The organism is Mongoliimonas terrestris (genome assembly GCF_001927285.1).
Lineage (GTDB): Bacteria > Pseudomonadota > Alphaproteobacteria > Rhizobiales > Pleomorphomonadaceae > Chthonobacter > Chthonobacter terrestris.
This window is the reverse complement of sequence record NZ_MSIG01000001.1, coordinates 197,810-219,908: the sequence shown is the minus strand read 5'-3', so window position 1 is coordinate 219,908 and position 22,099 is coordinate 197,810. Positions and strand designations below refer to the sequence as shown.

Sequence of the window (22,099 nt, the reverse complement as noted above, 5' to 3'; positions counted from 1 at the left end):
TGCGACCATGCAGTACATGATCCTGAACTACACGCCCGCCACCGAATACCCCGACGGGGATGCCGTCCGGGCCGCCGCCGAGGGGGAGCTCTGGGGAGCCTACACGCGGGCGCTGGTGGAGGCCGGCGTGCTCGTCGGCGGCAATGCCCTCCACCCGCCGCATGCGGCCACGACGCTGCGGGTCCGCGACGAGGCGCGGGACATCCAGGACGGGCCCTACGCGGCCAGCAAGGAGCAGCTGGGCGGCTACTACATTATCGACGTGCCGGATCTCGACGCGGCGCTCGCCTTCGCGGCGCTGAACCCCGCCGCCGCCTCCGGGGCGGTGGAGATCCGTCCCGTGGTGGCGCGCGACCCCGCGTGAGCGCCGAGGCGGAGATCGAGCGGGTGGCGCGCCTCGCCTACGGGCGGCTCGTCGCCACGCTCGCGGCCCGCACCGGCAGCGTCTCCGCCGCGGCGGACGCGCTGTCGGAGGCGCTCGTCCGGGCGCTTGAGACATGGCCGCTGCGCGGCGTGCCGGAGCGTCCCGAGGCCTGGCTCGCCGCCGTCGCCCGAAACCTTGCGGCGGATGCCGGCCGTCGGGCCCGGGTGGCCACGGCCGCCGTGGACCACCTCGTTCTCCTGGAAGAGGAGCGCGCCGACATGGGCGAGGCCGCGACGCCGGACAGGATCCTGAGCCTGATGTTCGTGTGTGCCCATCCGGCCATCGACGCGCGGATGCGCACGCCGCTCATGTTGCAGCTGGTGCTGGGGCTCGATGCCCGGCGGATGGCCGGGGCCTTCCTGGTCCCACCGGGCACGCTCGGCCAACGGCTGACGCGCGCCCGCGCCAAGATCGAGGCCGCCCGCATCGGCTTCGCCCTGCCGGCCGCGGACGATCTCGCGCCGCGCCTCGCCCACGTGCTGGACGCCGTCTACGCCGCCTACACGGTGGGTGCCGACGGGGACGGCGCGGGAGACGCAAAGGCGTCCTCGCTCGCCCGCGAGGCGGTGTGGCTGGCGCGCCTGCTTGCGGCCCAGATGCCGCGCGCGGCGGAGGCCCAGGGGCTCCTGGCGTTGCTTCTCTATGGCGAGGCCCGACGCCCGGCGCGGACCGACGCGGCCGGCCGCTTCGTCCCGCTCGCCGAGCAGGATGCGGTGCGCTGGAACGCCGGCTTGGTTGCCGAGGCGGACCTTGCGATGGCACGCGCCGCCGCTGCCCCGTCGCTCGGCCGGTACCAGCTCGAGGCGGCGATCCAGGCCGCCCACATGGACCGCCGGCATGCCCGGCCGACGAACTGGACCGCCATCGCCGGGCTCTATCGCGGCCTGGTGGCGCTCCACCCCACGACCGGCGCCAAGGTGGGACTTGCCGCGGCGCTCGCGGAGGCCGGCGACACGGCCGCGTCGCTTGCTGCGCTCGATGCCATCGACCCGGCCCATGCGGCCGGCTATCAGCCCTTCTGGGCGGTGCGGGCCCATGCGCTGCGCCTTGCCGGCGACCGCACCGGCTCCGCGGCGGCCTACAACCGCGCCATTGCGCTGACGGCGGACCCGGCGGTGCGGTCCTTCCTGGTCGGCCGGAAGGCGGGATTGGGCGCCTGAGGCCGTCCATTTCCAGGCCATCCGGACCTTGTCGAGCCGGGGCCGGCCCCGGTCCCGGTCAGCGTGCCCGCAGGCTGGCGACGAGCCGATGGACCTCGACCGACAGGTCTTCGGACTGTCCGGACAGGCCCGATGCCAGGGTCATCAGTTGGGACGATGCGGCGCCGGCCGATCCGGCGGCCGCTCCCACATGGGCGATGCCGTCGGCGGCCATCGTCGCACCCTCGGCGGCCCGCTGCGCATTCGCGGCGATCTCCGCGGTCGCCGCCGACTGCTCCTCCACCGCGCTCGCGATCGAGTTCGTCACGTCGCGGATGGTGCCGACGGTCTCGGTGATCCGGCTGATGGCCGCCACGGACGTGATGGTCTGCGCCTGGATGTCGGTGATCTTCCGGCCGATCTCATGTGTGGCCCGGGCTGTCTGCACGGCCAGTTGCTTGACCTCGGAGGCGACCACCGCGAAGCCGCGGCCCGCCTCGCCGGCTCGGGCCGCCTCGATGGTCGCGTTGAGGGCCAGAAGGTTGGTCTGCTCGGCGATGGTCGCGATCAGTTCCAAGACCTCGCCGATCTGGTCCGCGGCCGCGCTCAGGCCCTTCATGCTGAGGGTTGCGGCGTTCCCGTCCTCGACGGCCGCGCGGGCGACCGTGGTGGAGCGGTTCACCTGCTGCTCGATCTCGCGGATCGAGTCCGCCAGGCTTTCCGTGCCACCGGCGGCCGTCCGCACGCTCGTCATCGCCAGCTCCGAGGCGCCCGCGACGGTCTGGGTCTGCCGCGCGGTCTCCTCGGCCGTTTCGGCCAGACTCCGGGCCGCCGCGGCGACCTCCGACGAGGAGTCCTGGAAGCGGAGCGCCAAGGCCCCCATCTTGCGTTCGAATTCGTCGGCGATCTGCAGGCGGGCGGCGAGCATGCCCTCGGCGTTCGTGCGCTCGGCTTCCACCTGGGCCGCCCGGATCCGGGCGGTCTCGGCCAAGGTCTCGGTGAACATCGTCAGCGAGCGGGCGATCTGTCCGATCTCGTCGGTGCGGCCGGTCCCCTCCACCGCAACGGCCAGGTCGCCGGATCCGATCCGGTTCAGGGCCGCGGTCAGGCCCGACAGCGGGCGGGCGACCCGTGCGACCGCGTACCAGATGGTGAAGCCGGTCGCGAAGGCGACTAGGAAGGCCACACCCGCCTCGATCGCAAGCGTCTGGATCGCCGATTTCGTGAGGGCCGCCGTTCGCGCCTTGCTGACGTCCACCGCGATCAAGAGAAGATCGACGGCCGCTTTCATGGCCGTCTCCGAAGCGGCGAAGAAGGTCTCGAAGTCCATCGGGTAGCGGCCGGTGACGGCGCTCGCCAGCATCGCGGCGCGGATCGCGCCGTAGGTCTCGAAGTAGTCCACCGCGAAGCGATCGATGGCCGCACCGAGGGCCGGGCTCACGTCCGCGCTCGTCCTCAGCCGATAGGCGACATCGAAGGCGCGGCGGGCGATTCCGTGGTTCTCGTTCATGGCGGCGATGTCGGCGAGTGCGATGGCCTCCTTCCGGGCCGCCGCGATGGCGAACACCGTCCGCTCCCGGCCGCCATACTCGCGCACCACCCAGGCGCTGTCGATGATCCGGTCGAGGAGGACGAGGTCACTCGGGCTTTCCGCCCCTTGGCTCCGCACGGAGTCCAGCAGACCATAGAGAGACGTGATCGTCTCCTTGATGCCGACGGGGATCGCGTCGACAAGGGTCGGGTCGCGCTCGGCCAGTGCACGTCCGGCGAGGTCGTCGACGGTGCGTCGGAACGCGTCGATGCGATCGAGGTCCGTTCGTATCCGGCTTTCGAAGGCTGCGGCCTCCCACCAGCCGGACGTCTCGCCGAGGCGCGCCATCACCGTGTCGAACAAGGCCTTCGATGTCGCGCGCTGGGCGTCGAGACGCCGCGCGAGTGCGGGCGACAGAGGCTCGTCCAGGCTCAGCGCCACCTGGCTCAGCGATCGCTCCAGGGACAGTTCGATGGTGGCGACCGACAGGGCCGCCACGATCTCCACCCGTTCCGCCGCCTGCCGCGCGCCCGTGAGCATTCGCCATTCGGCGGCGACCGTCATGCCCAGGAGCACCGTGAGGACCACGGCCACCGACAGGTTGCCCGCAACAAGAATGTTCCGAACCGACAGCATTGCGCGTTCCCCCGCCTGCTTGTTTCTGTTTTGTCTGTCAAATCGTGACGCGATCCCTGTCGATGGTGCGGTTATGATCGTAAAAGATCGGTTTAAAATTCACTTGCACGAATGAAAATGCAGGATGATCTTGAGAATTGAGGCAGATATTACATAGTAATATGATAGTTGAATGTGATCTCTCCGAGATCAACTGCCCAGGATTGGTGGCTTGCGGTCTGGGCGCGCCAGCCTGACGGCCTGCCCATCGGGATCAGGCGCCCCGCCCGGCGATCCGGTGTCGGCGCAAACCCGGGCTGATGGCGCTCAACGGGAGGCCCGTCGCTTCGAGGGCGAGGTCGCTTCGTGTGCACGCCGGACGGACACGTCGTGGTCAATGCTATGGCAAAAGATGCATGATTGATCTGAACGGCATCGTGCCCGAAAGTCGAACTGTGACGAGCGGATGGGGTGTTCGGACAATACTGCGGCGTTTTGCCTAATTTACCAATAACAATCGGGAGGAAAGACATGACGCTGAAGCAGATTCTCGCTGCAACGGTTGTTGCCGGCTTCTGGTCGACGGCCGCCTTCGCTCAAGAGACCTACCAGCTCAAGTTCCAAAGCAGCGACAATTCTGGAACTGCCGCCTTCGAGGTGCAGCAGGATTGGGCCAAGCATCTCGCCGAGGTGTCCGGCGGCCGCATCACGGTGGAGATGCTGCCGGTCGGCTCGATCGTGGAATACAACGAGACGCTGGACGCCGTCGGCGCCGGCATTCTCGACGGCCATATCACGGACAGCTCCTACTTCACCGGCAAGGACGCGGCCTTCGCGCTGATCGGCAACCCGGTCGGCGCCTATTCGTCGGCCGAGGAATTGCGCGGCTTCTTCAACGACGGCGGCGGCAAGGATCTCTACAACGAGATCCTGAACCCCTACGGCGTGCAGTTCCTGGGCGCGGCCGCCCAGACTGCCGAGGCGATCCCCTCCAAGGTGCCGATCGACAGCGTCGACGACCTGAAGGGCGTGAAGATGCGGGCGCCGGAAGGCATGGTGCAGTCGGCCTTCGCGGCCGCCGGCGCGTCGCCGGTCAACCTGCCCCAGTCGGAGGTCTTCACCTCGCTCGACAAGGGCGTCATCAGCGCCGCCGACGCCACGACCTTGGCCACCAACGACTCGATGGGCCTCCACGACGTTGCCAAGCACCCGATCTGGCCGGGCTTTCACTCGCTGCCGCTCAACGAGGTATCCATGAACAAGGCCAAGTGGGACGCGATGCCCGATGACCTGAAGCAGATCATGACCGAGTCCGTGACCTATTACGCGGACGATCTCGCCAAGCGCATCACCGAGCGGGACGAAGCCGTCGCCGAGAAGCTGCGCGCCCGCGGCGACGTCACCATCCACAGCTGGTCGGAGGAGGAGAAGAAGAAGTTCCGCCAGATCGCGCAGGACCAGTGGCAGGTGTTCGCCGAGCGCTCCGAGAACGCCCGCAAGGTGTTCGACCGCCTCACCGCCTACCTGAAGGAGGAAGGGCGTCTCTGATCCGCATGTCCGTGACGACAGGATGACCGGCCGGGCGATGGGCCCGGCCGCCGGCGGAAGGGAGATGCCGATGAGCCTGGAGACCCAGCCGCGGCAGGAGGTGGCGGACGTGCCGCAGGACCCGTTGTCGGCGGCCTTGATGCCGCTGGCGCCGATCTTCGCGGTCGCCTTCCTGTTGGTGACGGCGTTCAGCTTCTATGAAGTCGTCATGCGCTACGTCTTCAACGCGCCCACGATCTGGGTGCATGAGACGACCATCGCCGTGACGGCGCTCTGCTTTGCCTTCGGCGGAGCCTATTGTCTGGCGACCGACCGGCACATCCGCGTGGTGCTGGTCTACGACCAGGTGTCGCCGCACATGCGGCGGCGGCTCGACATCGTGATCTGCCTTGTCGGCGCCGCCTCGTGCGCGCTGATGGCCTGGGCGGCCTGGAGCCTTGCCTCCAAGGCCTTCTTCATGCCGGGCGGCCAGTTCCGCCTGGAAACCAGCGGCAGCGCCTGGAACCCGCCGACCCCGGCGATCGTCAAGGCGACACTGTTCATCCTCCTCTGCGTCATGTGCCTGCAGTTCCTGCTGCAGGCGGTCGGGCACATCCGGCGCGATCCGAGCCTCGACACCCATCACGGCGTCCCCGGGGAAGGTCGGTTCGACGATGCTTGATCTCCAGGCGCTCGGCATCGCCGGCGGCAGCCTCGCCATGTTCGGGCTGCTGCTCGCCCTGCTCGTCACCGGCATGCAACTCGCCTTCGTGACCATCCTGGTGGCGCTCGTCTTCGCGCTCGGCTGGTTCGGCCCGATGGCGGTGCCGATCGTCACCACGCGCATCTACTCCTTCCTCACCCAGTACGTCTTCGTCTCCGTGCCGATGTTCGTGCTGATGGCCTCGGTGCTCGACCGCTCCGGCATCGCGCGCGATCTCTTCGACGCCATGCGGCTGTTCGCCGGCCGCATCCGCGGCGGCGTCGGGGTGCAGACCCTGCTGGTCGCCGTGGTGCTGGCGGCCATGTCGGGCATCATCGGCGGCGAGATCGTGCTTCTCGGCCTGCTCGCCCTGCCGCAGATGCTGCGCCTCGGCTACGACCGGCGGCTCGCCATCGGCATCGTGTGCGCCGGCGGCGCGCTCGGCACCATGATCCCGCCCTCCATCGTGCTGATCATCTACGGCCTGTCGGCCAACGTCTCGATCGGCGAACTCTTCACCGCCTCCTTCGTGCCGGGCCTGCTGCTCGCCGGGCTCTATGTGGCCTACGTGCTGATCCTCGGGGTCGTTTCTCCCGAGAAGGTGCCGGTGCCGAACGAGACCGAACGGGTGGACACCAAGGAGAAGCTGCGTCTCCTCAAGGGCCTCGTCCTGCCGCTCCTCGTGGTGGTCTTCGTGCTCGGGTCCATCTACGGCGGCATCGCCTCGGTGACGGAGGCCTCGGCGATCGGCGTGGTAGGCGTGGTGCTGTCGACCATTCTTCGCGGTGAGTTCACCTGGCGCATGATGATGGATGCGGCGCTCCAGACGCTCCGGACCTGCGGCATGATCGTGTGGATCGGTGTCGGCGCGACGGCGCTCATCGGCGTCTACAACCTGATGGGCGGGATCGAGTTCATCAAGGGGCTGCTGCTCGGCGTCTCCGACACGCCGATCGTCATCATCCTCGTCATGATGCTGATCCTCGCCGTCCTTGGCATGTTCCTCGACTGGGTGGGCATCGCCCTCCTGACCATCCCGATCTTCGTCCCGATCGTCGTCTCGCTCGGCTACGACCCGATCTGGTTCGGCGTCCTGTTCTCGCTCAACATGCAGGTCTCCTTCCTATCGCCGCCGTTCGGTCCGGCCGCCTTCTACCTGAAGAGCGTCGCGCCGCCGGACATTTCGCTCGGGACGATCTTCCGCTCCCTGCTTCCTTTCATCGGGTTGCAGATCCTCGCCCTGGCGCTCGTCATCGCCTTCCCGTCGCTGGCGCTCTGGTACCGCTGACCGCTCCCGTCCGGGGAACACCCCGGGCGGCGGCGCTCGTCTTTCCGGCCCGGCCGGACCATGCTAGGAGACGGCCGGCGAGGTCGTGATGACGAAGGCGGTCGGCAGGCGTATCGGACGGGTGTGGACGACGATCCTCGTCGTCTACGCGCTCCTGCTCGCGGGCCTCGTGCCGGTCCAGGCCGTCCAGCGGCCTGCCGATCTCGAGCTCGTGATCTGCACCGTCACCGCGCACGCGCCCGATCGGCCCGCTCCGCACGACGGGACCGACCACGACGATCCGTGCTGCATCCTCTGCCAGGCGCCGGCCAGCGTCGGTCGGCCGGCCCTCGGCACCCTGGACCTTGCCCCGGCTCCGGTCGCCCGCTCGGCGACCTTCGGTTCGCCGGCCGCTCCCCGCCTGACGCGCGCGCCGCCCGGCGCGACGCCGCAGTCCCCCCGCGCTCCACCGATCCTGTCCTGACCGCATCCGGGCTCGACGAGCCCGCCTGCCGTTTCCAAAGGACACCCGACCCGCGCCGCTTCGCGCGAATCCGATCGATGGAGTTGACCCCATGACCTTTCAGACCACCCGCCGCGCGCCCCGGCCACGCATCCGCCTGATCGCCGCCGCCTGCCTCTCGATGGCGGCCCTTTTCTCGTCCGCCACCGCCACGACCGCGGCCGATCTCAGCCTCGAGCAGCCGTGGATCTGCGCGACCCCGGACGGCGCCAAGGTGGCCGGCGGCTTCGTGGTCATCCGCAACGCAGGCAGCGAACCGGACCGCCTGGTCGGCGGCAGCGCGCCCTTCTCCAAAAGCGTGGAGATCCACGAGATGGCCATGGAGGGCGACGTGATGAAGATGCGCGCCCTTCCCGACGGGCTCGATATCCCGGCCGGCGATGCGGTCGTCCTGAAGCCCGGCTCCTACCACGTCATGTTCATGGGACTGACGCAGCCGCTCGCGGAGGGCGAGACGGTCGCGGGCACGCTGATGTTCGAGAAGGCCGGCACCGTCGACGTGGAATGGGCGGTGGAGGCCCTGGGCGCCAAGGAGCCCAGCCACTCCGGCCACAAGCACTGACGGGAAACCCTCGGCTCCCGGTTCGGAGCCTACACCCTGCCGTCCGGCGTCGGCGTCATGCCACGCCGGACGTGGTCTCACGGCGCCAGTCGGCGACGCAGATCGGCTGCCCGTCGACCACGCCAGCGGCCGTCACGGCGCCGAACTTGACGTGACCGGCCTTCATGCGGTGAACCGCATGGCCGAACGCCTCCAGCGTGCGGATCGCCGGGTGCCCGTCCTCCACCAGAAGCCGCCCCTCCTCGCTGCGCCAGCGGGGGGCGGCGACGGCGGACGCAAGGTCCCGGCCCTCGTCCACCATGGCCGAGAGCACCTGGAGCAGCGTCTGCACCTGGCCGTCCGCCCCCGGCGTGGCGAAGGCGAGCGGTCCGCGCGGGGTCTCCACCAGGATCGGTGCCAGGGTGTGCACCGGCCGCCGGCCGGGCGCCGGCGCGTTCGCCCCGTCGGTGAACCCGCCGGCCCGGTTGGCGAGCACGAAGCCGCCCTCCGGCACGAAGACGCCCGATCCGAAGTCGTCGAACACGCTGGAGAGCGACGAGACCACCATCCCGTCGGCGTCCGCCGTGGCGACGCCGGCGGTGTGCAGGTAGGCGCGCGGCCCGCCGCGGCCCGACGCGCGCGCCAGATCGATGGTGATCGGCGTGCGGAGAAGCGACGCGCCCTCGCCGGCACGGTCCCGGTGGGCGAAGGACGCCTCGGTCAGTTCGACGAGGGCGTGCTCGCGGTTGTCCGCGTCGAGACCGTCCAGCCGGTCAAGCGCCGTGAGGCAGAGGGCGAGGAGGACGCCCTGGGACGGCGGCGGTTGCACATGAACCGGGATCCCCCGATAGCCGACCGCGACCGGCGGGCCGACCAGGGTCTGGTGCGCCGCCAGATCCGCTTCGTCGAGCGTGCCGCCGCATGCGGAAACGGCCCGCGCCACGGCGTCCGCCATCGCGCCCCGGTAGAGCGCCCTGGCGCCCTCCTTGGCGATGCGGTCGAGGATGCGGGCGAGAGGCTCCTGCACCAGCTTGCCGCCGGCCGGGGTGGTGACCACCGTCCAGCCGGCAGCCCGCCCCGCCTCCAGCCGTGCCCGCTGATCGGCGACCGCCCGCGCCAGTCCCGCCGAGACCGGGATGCCGCCCCGCGCCGCGCGGATCGCCGGCGCCAGCACCCGGTCGAGCGGCAGGCGTCCCCAGCCGGACGCCAGGCTTTCCCACGCGGCGACCGCGCCCGGCACGGTCACGCTCGCCCCGCCGGTGGTGGTGACCTCCGTCAGCCCGAGCGGCGCCGCCCCGCATCCGTTGACGGCCGTGACCGTGCCGCGCGGCTCGCGGACGAGGGCGAGGAGATCGCCGCCGAGGCCGCAGGCGTCCGGCATGACGACGGCGAGCACCGCGTGCGCCGCGATGGCGGCGTCCACGGCGGTGCCGCCCTTCAGCAGCATCTCCTGCCCGGCCGCCGCGGCAAGCGGATGGGCGGCCGAGACGGCCCCGAGATACCCGCCCATCACGGGCCGGATCGGCGAGGCGTAGCCGTCCGCGATCCGTGGAAAGCCGGGCGCGCTCATGGGCCGTCTCCCCAGCCGAGGAGGCGCGCCGCCGCGGCGCCGTAGATGGCGGCGCAGTCCACCACGTCCTGTTCGAACACCCAGTCGTCGACGCCGCTCGCCAGCATCGGCTGCGGTCCGAAGCAGACGGCCGGTACGCCGAGGCGCCGCCAGCGGGCGGCGTCGCTCGCCGGAAGCCGGACGACCGGCCGGGGCGGTCGTCCACGCACTGCCTCAGCCGCGGCCGACATCGCCGCCGCCAGCGGGTGGTCGCCGGGCGTCCAGCTCGGATCCCATCCTTTCAGGCGGGTCACCGACATGCCGCCGATGCCTGCGGCCAGCGCCTTGAGCCTTGCCTCGACCGCATCGACCGCAAGGCCCGGCGGCAGACGCAGGTCGATCTTGGCGAACGCCCGCGTCATCGCCTGGCTCGGCAGCAACCCGCCGCCGAGGACGCCGACGTTGACGCTCAACCGAAGCCCGTGTTCACCCGCGTGGAGGTCGGCGAGCCCGGCGGGCGGCGGCAGTCTCTCGTCGTTCCAGGCGTCGATCGCCCCGATGGCCGCGGCGAGCCGCACGGCAGCGGACGCGCCGCGGGCCGCCAGCATGCCCTGCGCGGGCGGCGCCTCGGCGCCGAGCTCCACCCAGAGCAGACCCTTCTCGGCGATGGCGAGGTCCATCGCGCCGGGGCCCTCCGCGTTGATCAGCATGTCTCCCGCAAGGCCGGGGTCGTCCTTCAGCAGGAAGTCGGCCCCGTCCGGGCCGAAGACGACCTCGTCGGCGACCGCCGTGAACGTCACGCGCCCCTTCAGGCGATCCCGCCGCTCGGCGAGAAAGCGGAAGGCGAGGGCGAGCGCCGCCGTGCCGGCCTTCATGTTGCCGATGCCGAGCCCGGTCAGGCGGCCTTCGTGCCGTCCCATCTGAAGGAGCGGCACCGTCCAGGCAGCCGGGTCTCCGGGCGGGAGCGTGTCCAGGTGACCGTTGAGGATGAGATGCGGTCCGGGCTCCGCACCCTCCACGGTACAGACCACGTTCGGCTTCTCCGGCCGCACGAAGCGGAGTTCCGGCCGCAGTCCGCTCTCGGCGAGCATGGCGGCGATGACGGCCGCCGGGGCGCGGGTGTCACCTTCGGGCTGCGCGCTCGGCGCGGCGACGAGCCGGCCGCAGAGGGCGACGAGCGCCGCGCGGTTCTCCTCCGCGTAGGCGCGGGCTTGCGCGGCGGCGCTCATCCGACCTGCCAGCCGCCGTCGACGACGATCGATTGGCCGGTGACATAGCGGCCGAGCCGCGACGCCAGGTAGACATAGGCATCGGCGATCTCCGCCGTGGGGCCTAGCCGGCCAACGGGGATGCGTTCCACGAAGATGCTCTTCAGGGCCGCCGCGGTGGTGCCGCGGTCGATCGCCCGGGATTCGAACAGGCTGTCCAGCATGGCGCTTTCCACCTGTCCGGGGCAGACGCAGTTGACCAGAATGCCCGCCGGTCCGAGTTCCGCCGCCATCGACTGCGCCAGCCCGATCATGCCGAACTTCGAGGCCGAATAGGCGCCGTTGTCCCGGCCGCCGCGCACGCCGAACAGCGAGGAGGTGAGGATCAGCCGCCCGTCGGTGACGCCCGCGCCGATCGCCTGCCGGGCGAAGGCGCGCGACGTCAGGAAAGCGCCGGTCAGGTTGACGTCGATGGCGCGCCGCCACTCGGCAAGGCCCATGTCGACCACCGGCTTCAGGACCAGGACGCCGGCATTGGCGACGGCGACGTCGACGGGCCCGAAGCGGTCCGCCGCCGCCGCGAAGGCGGCGTCCGTTCCTGCCTCGTCGGTGACGTCGAGCACGCGATGGGCGATGCGGCCGGGCGCGTCCCGCTCCAGTCCGGCTGCGGCCGCGGCAAGCGTCTCGCCCTCCCGGTCGACGAGCACGACGCTCGCCCCCTCGGCGGCGAACGCGCGGGCGACCGCCAGCCCGATGCCTTGGGCCGCGCCGGTGACCAGGGCCCGTCGGCCCTCAAGCAGTCCTGATGTCATTCCGCTGCTCCCGCGACGAGGTGGGCGGGTCGGCCGACGACCCGTTCGTAGGTGGCCGGGTCGGTGGCGCCTTCGCTGCCGATGGCCACCACGACGGCGTTCGCGTCGAGCCCGAGGTGCGTCCGAAGGTCCGCCGACTGGCAGGCGGCGAGGAGGCCGGCGATGGCCGCGCAGCCGGATTCGCCCGACACCACCACCGGATCGCCGCCGCGGCCCTCGGCGAGCAGGCGCATGGCGGCCGGGGCCGCTTCCTCGGGAAGCGCCAGCACGTCGTCGGCGGCGTGGCGCAGGATGACCCAGGCCGGAGCCGAGATCTCGCCGGCGGCAAGGCAGGCCATGAAGGTGTCCGTGTCGCCCGGTACCGGATCCGGCCGTCCGGCGGCGACCGTGCGGAACACGCAATCCGCCTTGATCGGCTCCACCACGACGATGCGGGGACGGTCGGGGCCGAGGCGCTCCCAGAAATGGGCCGCCATGGCGGCGGCGAGGCCGCCGACGCCGGCCTGCACGAACACGTGCGTCGGTCGGGCGGCGCTGTCGATGATCTCCTCGGCGATCAGGGTGTAGCCCTGCATGACGAGGGCCGGGATGGCGGCCGCAGGATCGGCCGAGGTGTCGGCAACGAGCTCCCAGCCGTTGGCTTCCGCGTCGGCGGCGCACTGGCGCACCGAGGCGTCGTAGCCGCCCTCCACCCGCACGATCCGGGCGCCGTACCGCGCGATCGCCCGCTCCCGATCCGGACTGACGTTCTGATGCAGGTAGATGACGGCCGTGGCGCCGAACATCTGCGCGCCCCAGGCGACGGACCGCCCGTGGTTGCCGTCCGTGGCGGCCGCGACGGTCACCGAGGCCGCCTGCCCGTGCCGGCTGCCGTCGAGAAGGCTGCAGGTGGTGGGTTCCGTCCCGCCGGCCGCGAGGCGCCGCTTGATCACGGCGAGCACCGCATAGGCACCGCCGAGCGCCTTGAAGCTCTCCATGCCGAGGCGATGCGCTTCGTCCTTGTAGAGGATGGCGCCCACGTCGAGCGCGCGGGCAAGGCTCGGCAGGGGCAGGAGGGGCGTCGGCCGATAGCCCGGCCAGGACGCGATCTCCGCGCGGGCCGTCCGGAACCCGGCCAGGGAGAGGACGCTGCGTTCGGCGTCCCCATAGGGCCGGTCGCGGGTGGCGCTCCGGTTGTGGACATGCAGGGCTTCAATGGACGGCAGCTTCATCATGTGTGACCCGGTCGGCGTCGAGATCCGCGAGGGCATCGGCGCCGTCAGCTGGAGGATTGGTCACGCCCGAGGTCCGTGAGGGCATCGGAACCCCGACCATGCGTCGTGCGATGAGATGCGACGGATGGGCTCTTCCGCCGGCCACTTGGACGGTAAGCCGTGGAGCGCACCAAATCTCAGCTATCTTCAGCCTTCCGATGCAGGAATCCTGCTTTGTGAGGGGGGTTCATGCCGGATTCGATCGAGGAGAGATCGCCATGTCGCTCGATGCCTTCGATGCCAAGCTGCTGCGCGCCGTCCAGACCGACAACCGCATAAGTGCCGAAGCGCTTGCCGAACGGGTCGGTCTGTCTCCCTCCGCCTGCCTTCGCCGGTTGAAGCGGCTGCGCGATACCGGCGTCATCGAGAGTGAGGTCTCGACAGTATCGCCGGACGCGGTGGGTCGGCCGCTGACAATGATCGTCGAGATCACGCTCGAGCGTGAACGGCCGGAACTCATGGATGAATTCAAGCGACAGATGAAATCGACGCCGGAAGTCATGATGTGTTTCTACGTGACCGGCGATACGGACTTCATCGTCATCGTGACGGCGAAGTCGATGCGGGAGTATGAAGCCTTCACCCGACGCTTCTTCTTTGAGAACCCGAACGTGCGGCGGTTCCACACGTTCGTCGTGATGGACCGCGTGAAGGTCGGACTGGCGGTTCCGATCGACCTCTGAGACGGCCTGTCGCGGCGGCGCGGAGACACGGTGGAAACGACCGGCAGGACCCTCTGCCGGGCCGGGGGGCGTCAACTTGACCCTCGGGGGCGCTGGTGGTCACATCGATCCATCAGAGGCGAGAACAAAGCGCCCCGCAGACCCTATCCAGAGGGGACTCCCATGAATAACCGCAAAAGCCGCCCCGTGGCCGCATCGTTGATTCTCTCTGTCCTTGCCGGAACGCCTGTTTTTCCGGCCTTCGCACAGGATGGAACGGCAGCGAAGGATTGCGCAGCGCTCCAGGAAACCTATCCGGGCCTGAACGGACGCGAAATTGTCGTCGGCATTTCTCCGGCTCCGGCGAACTACAGCGCGACGGATCCGAACGACCCGGCCAACATCATCGGGATCGAGCCCGATCTGCTGAAAGCCGCGGGTGAATGCCTGGGCTTCACCTTCAGCTATTCGAAGCTCGACTTCGCCGGGCTGATCCCGGCGCTGCAATCGGGGCGCATCCACATCATCGCGGCGGGCATGTACTCGTCGTCGGAGCGCGCCAAGCAGGTGGACTTCGTCGAATACATGAAGGCGGGCGAAGCCTCCATCGTCCAGGCGGGCAACCCGAAGGGCCTTACCCGCATGGAGGATCTCTGCGGCACGATCTCCGCGCAGGTGATCGGGACGGTGGAGAACGAGATGCTCGCCAAGCAGAGCGCCGCCTGCGAGGCGGAGGGCAAGGCGCCGATCGAGGCGCTGGTCTTCCAGAGCATCGATCGCGCCTACGCGGCCCTTGCCCAGAAGCGGGCCGACGTCGTCCTCACCGACGCGGGTGTGGCGTCCTACCTGGCCGCCCAGACGCCCGACAAGGTGCAGGTCGGTTTCGGCCTCGCGACGGATTTCGTGTTCGGCTTCGGCATCGCCAAGTCCGACACGGAGCTGCGCGACGGACTGCACGCGAGCCTTGCCCGGCAGCATCGCTCCGGCGCGATTCCGGCGGCCCTGGAGACGTGGGGCTTCGACCCGTCCCAGCTGATCGAGCCCGCGATCAAGACCGAGTGACGGCGGCCCGCGACGGGTCGCCCCGCAAGCGCCCAATCCCGCTTGGCGTCGGGGGCGGACATCCGCCCTCGCTCCGGGCGGACTCCCGCCCCGGGTGAGGGCGGGACAGAAAGGCCTTTTCCCATGGCGGACTTCTTCACCTACCTCACCATGCCCTACCTCTTGCAGGGCATGGCCGTCTCCCTGCAGATCACGGCGGTGGCCATGGTGCTCGCGCTCGCCTTCGGACTGGCGCTCGCCCTCATGCGGGAAAGCCAGTCCCTGATGGTGCGGACGCCGGCGACCCTCTACATCTGGTTCATCCGCGGAACGCCTCTCCTTCTGCAGTTGGTCTTCCTCTACACGGCCCTGCCGGCGATCGGCATCACCATCGGTCCGGTGGCGACCGCCATCATCGGCTTCACGATCAACGAGGCGGCCTTCTCCGGAGAGATCATCCGCGGCGGCATCCGCTCGGTGAACCGGAGCCAGGTCGTTGCCGCCCAGTCGCTCGGCATGGGCAGCCTCCTGACCCTGCGGCGGATCGTGCTGCCCCAGGCGCTCCGCGCCATCCTGCCGTCGCTTGGCAACAACACCATTTCGATGCTGAAGTTCACCTCGCTCGCCTCGGTCATCGCGGTCGACGAGTTGATGCTGCGCAGCCAGATGATCGTCGCCCAGAACTTCCTCTTCTTCGAGGTGTTCTGCGCCGCCGGCGCGCTCTACCTCGCCGTCACGACCTTGATGGCCTACGGCCAGAGCCGGCTCGAGGCGAAGTTCCAGACGGACCATCGCGCGCCGCGCCCGCCGTCGGCCTGGCGCCGCTTCCTGCCCGTCCGCGGCGGCGGCGGTACGCCGGTGGTACACCCGCCCGTTGCCCCGCCGGCGCCCCTTCCTGCCAGGCGCGCCGCGCCCCGTGTGCGCGTGCCGGCGGGGGACGGTGCCTTCGTCACCATCAAGGGCGTGCGCAAATGCTACGGCGACCGGGAGGTGCTGAAGAGCGTCGACCTTGAAGTCCGCAAGGGCGAGGTCGTGGTGCTCATGGGGCCGAGCGGCTCCGGCAAGAGCACGCTCTTGCGCCTCGTCAACCATCTGGAGCCGATCGACGGCGGCGAGATCACGGTCGACGGCGCCTATGTGGGCTATCGCAAGGTCGACGGCGTGCTGAAGCCCGTGCGGGACCTCGCCAGGGCGCGCGCCGACGCCCGCATCGGGATGGTGTTCCAGCACTTCAACCTCTTCGAGCACCTTCCCGTCCTCGACAATGTGTCGATCGCCCCGGAGCACGTGTTCAAGGTGCGGGCCGCCGACGCCCGCGCCCGGGCCGAGGCGCTCCTGGAGTCCGTCGGGCTGGCGAGCCATGTGCATCACATGCCGCACAACCTCTCCGGCGGCCAGCAGCAGCGGGTCGCCATCGCCCGCGCGCTCGCCATCGACCCGACGCTGATGCTCTTCGACGAGCCCACCTCGGCGCTCGATCCGGAACTGGTGGGCGAGGTGCTCCAAGTGATGCGGCACCTGGCCAACGACGGCATGACCATGATCGTGGTGACCCACGAGGTCCGCTTCGCCCGCGAGGTCGCCGACCGCGTCGTCTTCATGGCGGACGGCCGGGTCGTGGAGGAGGGCCCGCCGGAGGATGTGTTCGGCAACCCGAAGGAGGAGCGGACCCGCCGCTTCCTCAGCCATCTGGTCGAGGAGGGGGTGACGTGACGGCCCGATCGCCCGGCACCGCCGTCATGCGTGTCCCCATCCGGCCGTATGTTCCGGCGGGCGTTCCACCCCTTCCGGATGCCTTGACGACCGCCGCCGCGGCCCGCGCCGCCTTCGGCCGCTCCCGTGCGCAGACGCCTCCCAGCGACAAGGACCAGCCATGAACCCATCCAAGACGCCTTTCCGGATCGCCGTGATCGGAGCCGGCTTCGGCGGCATCGCCGCGGCCTTCTTCCTGAAGCGCGCCGGCTTTTCCGATATCCGCATCTTCGACGCGGCGGAGGGCGTCGGCGGCACCTGGTGGTCCAACCGCTACCCGGGCGCCGCCACGGACGCGGCCTCGCACATCTACAGCTACTCGTTCGCGCCGCACGACTGGTCGCGCACCCACGTAGGCTGGCGCGAACTCCAGGGCTATCTGGAGGCGGTGGTCGACCGGTTCGGGCTACGCCCGAACCTGCGGCTCAAGACGGCCGTCACTTCGGCCGTCTGGCAGCCGGACGTGGAGCGCTGGCTCGTCACCACCGACAAGGGCGAGGCGGAACTCTACAACGCCGTCGTCTCCGCCGTCGGCATGTTCACCCGCCCGAAATATCCGGACTGGCCGGGACTCGACGATTTCCAAGGGCCCGTTCTCCACACGGCCGCCTGGGATCCCGCCGTCGACCTTTCGGGAAAGCACGTGGCCGTCGTCGGCACGGGCTCCAGCGCCGCCCAGGTGGTGCCCGCCATCGCGCCGGCGGTCTCCCACCTGACGCTTTTCCAGCGCCAGCCCGGCTGGCTGCTGCCCAAGCGCGATCGCGACTTCAGCACCGCGGAGCGGGCACTGCTCTCCAGAAGCTGGCTGCGTCGCAAGCTCCTCCGCCTGAAGCTCTACACGGCCCAGGAGGTGCGCGAGTGGCGCGGCGCCTTCTTCCGCCCGGGCGCCCGGCCGAACAGCGAGGCGCGCGACGCCGCGCTCGCCTATATCGACGCCGTGTTCGCCGATCGGGCGGACCTGAAGGCCGCGGTGACGCCCGACTACCCGTTCGCCGGCAAGCGCGCGGTCATGTCCAGCGACTTCTACCCGGCCCTCAAGCGGGCGAACGTCACCCTCGTGCCGAAGGCGGTCGCCCGGGCCGAGGCGGACGGGCTGGTGGACGTGGACGGCGTCCATCGCCGGTTCGACGCCATCGTGCTCGCCACCGGCTACGCGGTGACCGACTATCTGGTGTCCCTGCCCACGGTCGGCCGGCATGGCCGCAGCCTCTCGGATGTCTGGAAGGGCGAACCGGAGGCCTTCCTCGGCGTGATGGTCCCGGGCTTTCCGAACTTCTTCATGCTCTATGGCCCCAACACCAACGGCGGCTTCATCGTGTCGAACCTGGAGCGCCAGGCCCGCTTCGCCGCGGGCGAACTCCGCCGGCTCGCCCGACGCGGCGAACGGACCGTGGAGGTGAGCGCGGAGGCCTCGGCCCGCTACAACGCCTGGCTTCAGGCCCAGATGACCGGGACCGCCTTCGTGGAGGGCCGCAACTACTTCAAGACCGCGTCCGGCAAGATCGTCACCCAGTGGCCGGACAACGCCACCGCCTATGCCTGGAAGCTCTGGGCGGCGCGGCGCTTCGGCGGCTGGAGGCTGCCGACCGCGTCCCGCCGGCGCGGTCCCGCCACGGCCGTCGGCGACGCCAGCGCGCCCCCGTCCAACCTCCGACCCTGAGGCCGTCCATGCTGCGCGTGCTGATCGCGGGAGGCGCCACCGGCATCGGCGCCGCCACCGCGCGGGCCTTCCGCGCCCGCGGCGACGCCGTCCTCATCGCGGACCGCAACGAAGCCGGCCTCGCGGCGCTCCGCGCCGAGGGCGGCCCCGGCCGGCTGGAGACCGTCACCGCCGACCTCTCCGACGCGGCAGCGCCGCGCGCCGTCGTGGACACCGCGGCCCGCCTGTTCGGCGGCCTCGACGTGGTCTTCGCCAACGCCGGGGTGCTGCTCGCCCGCCGGCTCGCGGACTGGACCCCTCAGGATTTCGACTTGACCCTGGCGGTCAACCTGCGCGCGCCTTTCCTGCTCGCCCAGGCGGCCGCGCCGCACCTCGCCCGGTCCGGCCGCGGCCGGATCATCGTCACCTCGTCTACGGGAGGCCTGCGCGGACACGCCGGCATGCCGGCCTACCACGCCTCCAAGGCGGGTCTCCTCAACCTTGTCCGCGCGCTTGCGGACGAGCTCGGCCCGGACGGCACCACCGTCAACGCGGTCGCCCCCGGCTGGATCGAGACGCCGTTCAACGATGCGTTCTGGCAGCACCAGGCCGATCCGGAAGCGGCGCGCCACGACCTGGAGGCCTCCATCCCGCTCCGCCGCCAGGGCGTACCGGAGGACGTCGCCGGGGCCGTCCTCTTCCTGGCCGGTCCCGAGGCGGCCTATGTGACCGGCCAGACCATCGTGGTCGACGGCGGCTACTCGGCGGTCTGAGGGATCATGCCCGGCTTCTGAAGGTCGGCCTCGTCCGACCTTCACGAGTGTTGCGGCCATGAGTGTTGCGGCCTGGCAGGCCGCCGCCCGTTCGGGCTTGCCTGCGCTCATTCAGTCCCGACAGGTCGGGACTGAATGAGCTTGGGATCAGTCCGCCCCGACGGCGCGCGCCAGCTTGCCCAGCGTCTGCAGCCCCAGCGCCTCCGCGCCGAAGCCGATGGCCGTCTGGAACTCCGCGGCGGTGCTGAAGACCATGCCGAGCGTCACCACGGTGGCCCCTTCCTCCTCCACGAAGGAGGCCCAGGCGTCGGCGTGCTTCGGCCCGTCCTCGCCCCAGAGCAGGGTGTAGGCGATCCGGTCCGTCGGCCGCACCTCCGCATAGCGGTGATGGTTCGGGTAGACCGTGCCATCGGGGCCGATCATGTCGAAGACCCAGTCGCCGCCGGTCCGAAGGTCGATCCGCTTTGTCCGGCAGGAGAACCCGTCCGGTCCCCACCACCGCGGCAGCGTTTCCGGATCGAGCCAGGCCTGCCAGACCATGGCACGCGGCGCCCGGATGACCCGTTGGAGCACCATGGTCCGTCCGGCCACGTCTGCCAGATTGTCCATGCCGGCGCCGAAGCCCTCGCGATAGCCCGCCGCCATGTCGTTCGCCAGGGACGACAGCTGCACGGTCGCGACCACGCGGCTCCCCCCGTCGTGAGCATGGAAGGCGGCGGTGATCAGGGCCGCGGACTGCGTTTCGCCGCCGATGGAGATCACCTCGGCATTCACGCTGCAGGTCTCCGGCTGCAGCACCAGCCAGGCGACCTCGCAGCGGACGTCCGGCTCTCCGGCCACTTTGCAGAGCGACACTTCGCGGCCGCCCACCCTTGTGTCGGCCTCCACGAAGTCGACCGTCACCGCCGGGGAGGGTGCTGCCCAGACCGCGCGGGCGGCCGGCGCCGTCCAGGCCTGCCACAGCGCCCGGACCGGCGCCGCCACGGTCCGCTCGAAGGTCAATGTCGCGTACCGGTCGCTCATGGGGCCAGGCCTTGCGCATAGCGCTCCAGTTGGGTGGCGACCGTTCCCCAGCCCTCCATGAAGCCCATGGCCTCGTGGGCCTTCCGGCTGTCGGGGCTCCGGTGGCGGGCGATCGCCGTGTAGGTGGTGCCGCCTCCGGGGGCGTCGGCAAGGAGCAGGATGGCCGTCATGAAGGGCTCCGGCGCCGGCTTCCACCCCTCGGTGTAGGCGTCGGTGAAGACGAGCTTGTGCTCCGGGACGACCTCCAAGTAGACGCCCTTGTTGTCCATCAGGGCTCCCTCCACCTCGAAGACGGTGTTGAACCGGCCGCCGACCCTCACGTCGAGATCCACCGCCGTCACCTTGTGCGGCGCCGGAATGAAGAAGTGCGGGATGTGCTTCGGCTGGGTCCAGCACTCCCAGATCAGCCGGCGCGGCGCGGCCAGCGTGCGGGTGAAGCTGAGGTCCGTGTCCGGATCGAGGTCGGGCATCATGTCTCGCGTTCCTTCATCAAGGTCATCACATAGTCGTCCAGGCGGTCGAGCCGGGCTTCCCAGAGGGCCCGCTGCTCGTCGAGCCAGGTGCGAGGCGCGGTCAGCGCCTCGGGCACGAGGGCGCAGGTGCGCACCCGGCCATCCTTCGACGTGGCGATCAGCCCGGCCTCCTCCAGCACCGACAGGTGCCGCATCACCGTCGGTAGGCGCAGGCCCGTCGGGCCTGCCAGTTCCGTCACCGGCGCGGGTCCCTTGGCGAGCCGCGTGAGGATGGACCGCCGGGTCGGGTCCGCCAGGGCGTGGAAGAGCAGGGAAAGATCGGCGTCATGCTTAGCCATAACTCTAACTATCAGCACCACGACGCGGTGGCAAGAGATAGTTTGCCGGTCGGCTAAGTATTCGTTCCGGCTTCGTCGGATCCAGCCCCGGTCGCCCTTGACCGGGACGCCGGCGGGTCCGGGGCGTTGCCGATCGGTCGTGAAAGCTTCACGAGGCTGTGATCTTGGCCACCTACACCCCCCGCTGCAACTCGGGGGTTCCCAATGTCGAAGCTTAAGACGGTGCTCGTCACCACCACCATTCTCGCCAACCTGATCGCGCCGGCCGCCAAGGCGGAGCCGAGCGCCGAACTGGTGGCGGCCGCCAAGGCCGAGGGCATGCTCACCACGATCGCCCTGCCGCACGACTGGTGCGCCTATGGCGACGTGATCGCGGGCTTCAAGGCGAAGTATCCTGAGATCACCGTCAACGAACTCGACCCGAACGCCGGCTCGGCGGACGAGCTGGAGGCCATCAAGGCCAACAAGGGCAACACCGGCCCGCAGGCGCCGGACGTGATCGACGTCGGCCTGTCGTTCGGCCCGGCCGCCAAGGCCGAAGGCCTGATCCAGCCCTACAAGGTTTCGACCTGGGACAGCATCCCGGCGGACGCCAAGGACGCGGACGGCTACTGGTACGGCGACTACTACGGCGTGCTCGCCATCGGCGTGAACAAGGACCTGGTGACCGAGATGCCGGCGACCTTCGCCGACCTCGCCAAGCCGGCCTATGTGAACGCCGTCGCCATGCCGGGCGACCCGCGCACCGGCAACTCGTCGATGATGACCGTCTATGCGGCCGGCCTTGCGGCCGTCGGCAAGGGCGGCGCCGACGCGGCGACCGCCGGCACCGCCTTCTTCAAGGACCTGAAGGCGAGCGGCAACCTCGTCGCGGTGAACGGCTCGGCCCAGAACATGGCCCAGGGCGCGACGCCGGTCCTCATGGACTGGGACTACAACGTGCTCGCGATGCGCGACAAGCTCGCCGGCAACCCGCCGGTCGAGGTCATCATCCCGTCCGACGCGGTGATCGCGGGCGTCTACGTGCAGGCGATCTCGGCCTACGCGCCCCATCCGAACGCCGCCAAGCTGTGGATGGAATACCTCTACTCCGACGAAGGTCAGCTCGGCTGGCTGAAGGGCTACTGCCACCCGATCCGCTTCAACGATCTCGCCGCCCGCGGCGTGATCCCGCAGGATCTCCTCGACAAGATGCCGTCGCCGGAAGCCTACGCCAAGGCCGTCTTCCCGACCCTTGACGAGCAGTCGGCCGCCAAGGCCGTGGTCGCCGAGACCTGGGCGACGGAGATGGGCGCCGAGTAAGGTC

Annotated in this window: 21 protein-coding genes; 13 read left to right on the top strand and 8 right to left on the bottom strand. The window is 70.2% G+C overall.

The window, feature by feature from the left end; translation table 11 throughout:
- Positions 1 to 7: 7 nt before the first annotated feature.
- A complete protein-coding gene (locus BUQ68_RS00870; protein ID WP_075214044.1) occupies positions 8 to 364 on the top strand; it encodes a YciI family protein in 357 nt (118 codons plus the stop codon).
- Positions 361 to 1,584, top strand: coding sequence for an RNA polymerase sigma factor (locus tag BUQ68_RS00865; protein WP_075214043.1), 1,224 nt, complete (start codon positions 361 to 363; stop codon positions 1,582 to 1,584). The genes BUQ68_RS00870 and BUQ68_RS00865 overlap by 4 nt, the downstream gene beginning before the upstream one ends.
- Positions 1,585 to 1,642: 58 nt before the next feature.
- Here BUQ68_RS00865 and BUQ68_RS00860 read toward each other — a convergent pair whose 3' ends face one another.
- Positions 1,643 to 3,730 carry a methyl-accepting chemotaxis protein gene (locus BUQ68_RS00860; RefSeq protein ID WP_075214042.1) on the bottom strand — a complete coding sequence of 696 codons (2,088 nt, stop codon included), beginning with the start codon at positions 3,728 to 3,730 and terminating at the stop codon, positions 1,643 to 1,645.
- 510 nt (positions 3,731 to 4,240) lie between these two features.
- Between BUQ68_RS00860 and BUQ68_RS00855 the strand changes: the two genes are divergently transcribed.
- The 5 genes from BUQ68_RS00855 (at position 4,241) to BUQ68_RS00835 (ending at position 8,291) form a co-directional block, all read left to right on the top strand.
- Positions 4,241 to 5,257, top strand: coding sequence for a TRAP transporter substrate-binding protein (locus tag BUQ68_RS00855; RefSeq protein WP_075214041.1), 1,017 nt, complete (start codon positions 4,241 to 4,243; stop codon positions 5,255 to 5,257).
- Positions 5,258 to 5,327: 70 nt separating this feature from the next.
- Entirely contained in the window at positions 5,328 to 5,918 is a 591-nt protein-coding gene (locus BUQ68_RS00850; RefSeq protein ID WP_075214333.1) for a TRAP transporter small permease subunit, read from the top strand.
- Positions 5,911 to 7,227, top strand: coding sequence for a TRAP transporter large permease (locus BUQ68_RS00845; RefSeq protein ID WP_075214040.1), 1,317 nt, complete (start codon positions 5,911 to 5,913; stop codon positions 7,225 to 7,227). Before BUQ68_RS00850 ends, BUQ68_RS00845 begins: the two co-directional genes overlap by 8 nt.
- Positions 7,228 to 7,315: 88 nt before the next feature.
- Complete coding sequence (locus BUQ68_RS00840) at positions 7,316 to 7,690, top strand: DUF2946 family protein (protein ID WP_075214039.1); 375 nt, start codon at positions 7,316 to 7,318, stop codon at positions 7,688 to 7,690.
- A 91-nt stretch (positions 7,691 to 7,781) separates the two neighbouring features.
- Positions 7,782 to 8,291, top strand: coding sequence for a copper chaperone PCu(A)C (locus BUQ68_RS00835; RefSeq protein WP_075214038.1), 510 nt, complete (start codon positions 7,782 to 7,784; stop codon positions 8,289 to 8,291).
- A 55-nt stretch (positions 8,292 to 8,346) separates the two neighbouring features.
- On the opposite strand, the gene BUQ68_RS00830 is transcribed toward BUQ68_RS00835, so the two are convergent.
- The 4 genes from BUQ68_RS00830 to BUQ68_RS00815 are packed head-to-tail and all read right to left on the bottom strand — an operon-like array spanning position 8,347 to position 13,053.
- The gene (locus BUQ68_RS00830; RefSeq protein ID WP_075214037.1) at positions 8,347 to 9,840 is read right to left on the bottom strand and encodes a gamma-glutamyltransferase; all 1,494 of its coding nucleotides are present in this window, start codon (positions 9,838 to 9,840) and stop codon (positions 8,347 to 8,349) included.
- Positions 9,837 to 11,048 (bottom strand): M20/M25/M40 family metallo-hydrolase, encoded by a 1,212-nt coding sequence (locus tag BUQ68_RS00825; RefSeq protein ID WP_075214036.1) that lies wholly within the window; start codon positions 11,046 to 11,048, stop codon positions 9,837 to 9,839. Before BUQ68_RS00825 ends, BUQ68_RS00830 begins: the two co-directional genes overlap by 4 nt.
- Complete coding sequence (locus BUQ68_RS00820; RefSeq protein ID WP_075214035.1) at positions 11,045 to 11,839, bottom strand: SDR family NAD(P)-dependent oxidoreductase; 795 nt, start codon at positions 11,837 to 11,839, stop codon at positions 11,045 to 11,047. The genes BUQ68_RS00825 and BUQ68_RS00820 overlap by 4 nt, the downstream gene beginning before the upstream one ends.
- The gene (locus BUQ68_RS00815) at positions 11,836 to 13,053 is read right to left on the bottom strand and encodes a diaminopropionate ammonia-lyase (protein WP_075214034.1); all 1,218 of its coding nucleotides are present in this window, start codon (positions 13,051 to 13,053) and stop codon (positions 11,836 to 11,838) included. The genes BUQ68_RS00820 and BUQ68_RS00815 overlap by 4 nt, the downstream gene beginning before the upstream one ends.
- 257 nt (positions 13,054 to 13,310) lie before the next feature.
- Between BUQ68_RS00815 and BUQ68_RS00810 the strand changes: the two genes are divergently transcribed.
- The 5 genes from BUQ68_RS00810 to BUQ68_RS00790 all read left to right on the top strand — a co-directional run bounded on the left by BUQ68_RS00810 (position 13,311) and on the right by BUQ68_RS00790 (position 18,959).
- A complete protein-coding gene (locus BUQ68_RS00810; RefSeq protein ID WP_075214033.1) occupies positions 13,311 to 13,775 on the top strand; it encodes an Lrp/AsnC family transcriptional regulator in 465 nt (154 codons plus the stop codon).
- A gap of 30 nt (positions 13,776 to 13,805) precedes the next feature.
- Positions 13,806 to 14,816 (top strand): ABC transporter substrate-binding protein, encoded by a 1,011-nt coding sequence (locus tag BUQ68_RS00805; protein WP_139315116.1) that lies wholly within the window; start codon positions 13,806 to 13,808, stop codon positions 14,814 to 14,816.
- A 123-nt stretch (positions 14,817 to 14,939) separates the two neighbouring features.
- Positions 14,940 to 16,508, top strand: a complete 1,569-nt coding sequence (locus BUQ68_RS24400) for an amino acid ABC transporter permease/ATP-binding protein (protein WP_075214031.1) — start codon at positions 14,940 to 14,942, stop codon at positions 16,506 to 16,508.
- 160 nt (positions 16,509 to 16,668) lie between these two features.
- Positions 16,669 to 18,207 carry a flavin-containing monooxygenase gene (locus tag BUQ68_RS00795; RefSeq protein ID WP_083656054.1) on the top strand — a complete coding sequence of 513 codons (1,539 nt, stop codon included), beginning with the start codon at positions 16,669 to 16,671 and terminating at the stop codon, positions 18,205 to 18,207.
- A gap of 8 nt (positions 18,208 to 18,215) precedes the next feature.
- Entirely contained in the window at positions 18,216 to 18,959 is a 744-nt protein-coding gene (locus BUQ68_RS00790; RefSeq protein ID WP_075214030.1) for an SDR family NAD(P)-dependent oxidoreductase, read from the top strand.
- 147 nt (positions 18,960 to 19,106) lie between these two features.
- Here BUQ68_RS00790 and BUQ68_RS00785 read toward each other — a convergent pair whose 3' ends face one another.
- From BUQ68_RS00785 to BUQ68_RS00775, 3 genes are read right to left on the bottom strand one after another with little or no spacing between them, the layout of a single operon-like run.
- A complete protein-coding gene (locus BUQ68_RS00785; RefSeq protein ID WP_075214029.1) occupies positions 19,107 to 19,982 on the bottom strand; it encodes an SRPBCC family protein in 876 nt (291 codons plus the stop codon).
- Positions 19,979 to 20,455, bottom strand: a complete 477-nt coding sequence (locus BUQ68_RS00780; RefSeq protein ID WP_075214028.1) for an SRPBCC family protein — start codon at positions 20,453 to 20,455, stop codon at positions 19,979 to 19,981. Before BUQ68_RS00780 ends, BUQ68_RS00785 begins: the two co-directional genes overlap by 4 nt.
- Positions 20,452 to 20,793 (bottom strand): ArsR/SmtB family transcription factor, encoded by a 342-nt coding sequence (locus tag BUQ68_RS00775; protein ID WP_175577703.1) that lies wholly within the window; start codon positions 20,791 to 20,793, stop codon positions 20,452 to 20,454. Before BUQ68_RS00775 ends, BUQ68_RS00780 begins: the two co-directional genes overlap by 4 nt.
- Positions 20,794 to 20,997: 204 nt before the next feature.
- Here BUQ68_RS00775 and BUQ68_RS00770 point away from each other — a divergent pair, with 204 nt between their 5' ends.
- Positions 20,998 to 22,095: an ABC transporter substrate-binding protein gene (locus BUQ68_RS00770; RefSeq protein WP_075214027.1), complete on the top strand. Its 1,098-nt coding sequence runs from the start codon at positions 20,998 to 21,000 to the stop codon at positions 22,093 to 22,095.
- Positions 22,096 to 22,099: the final 4 nt, after the last annotated feature.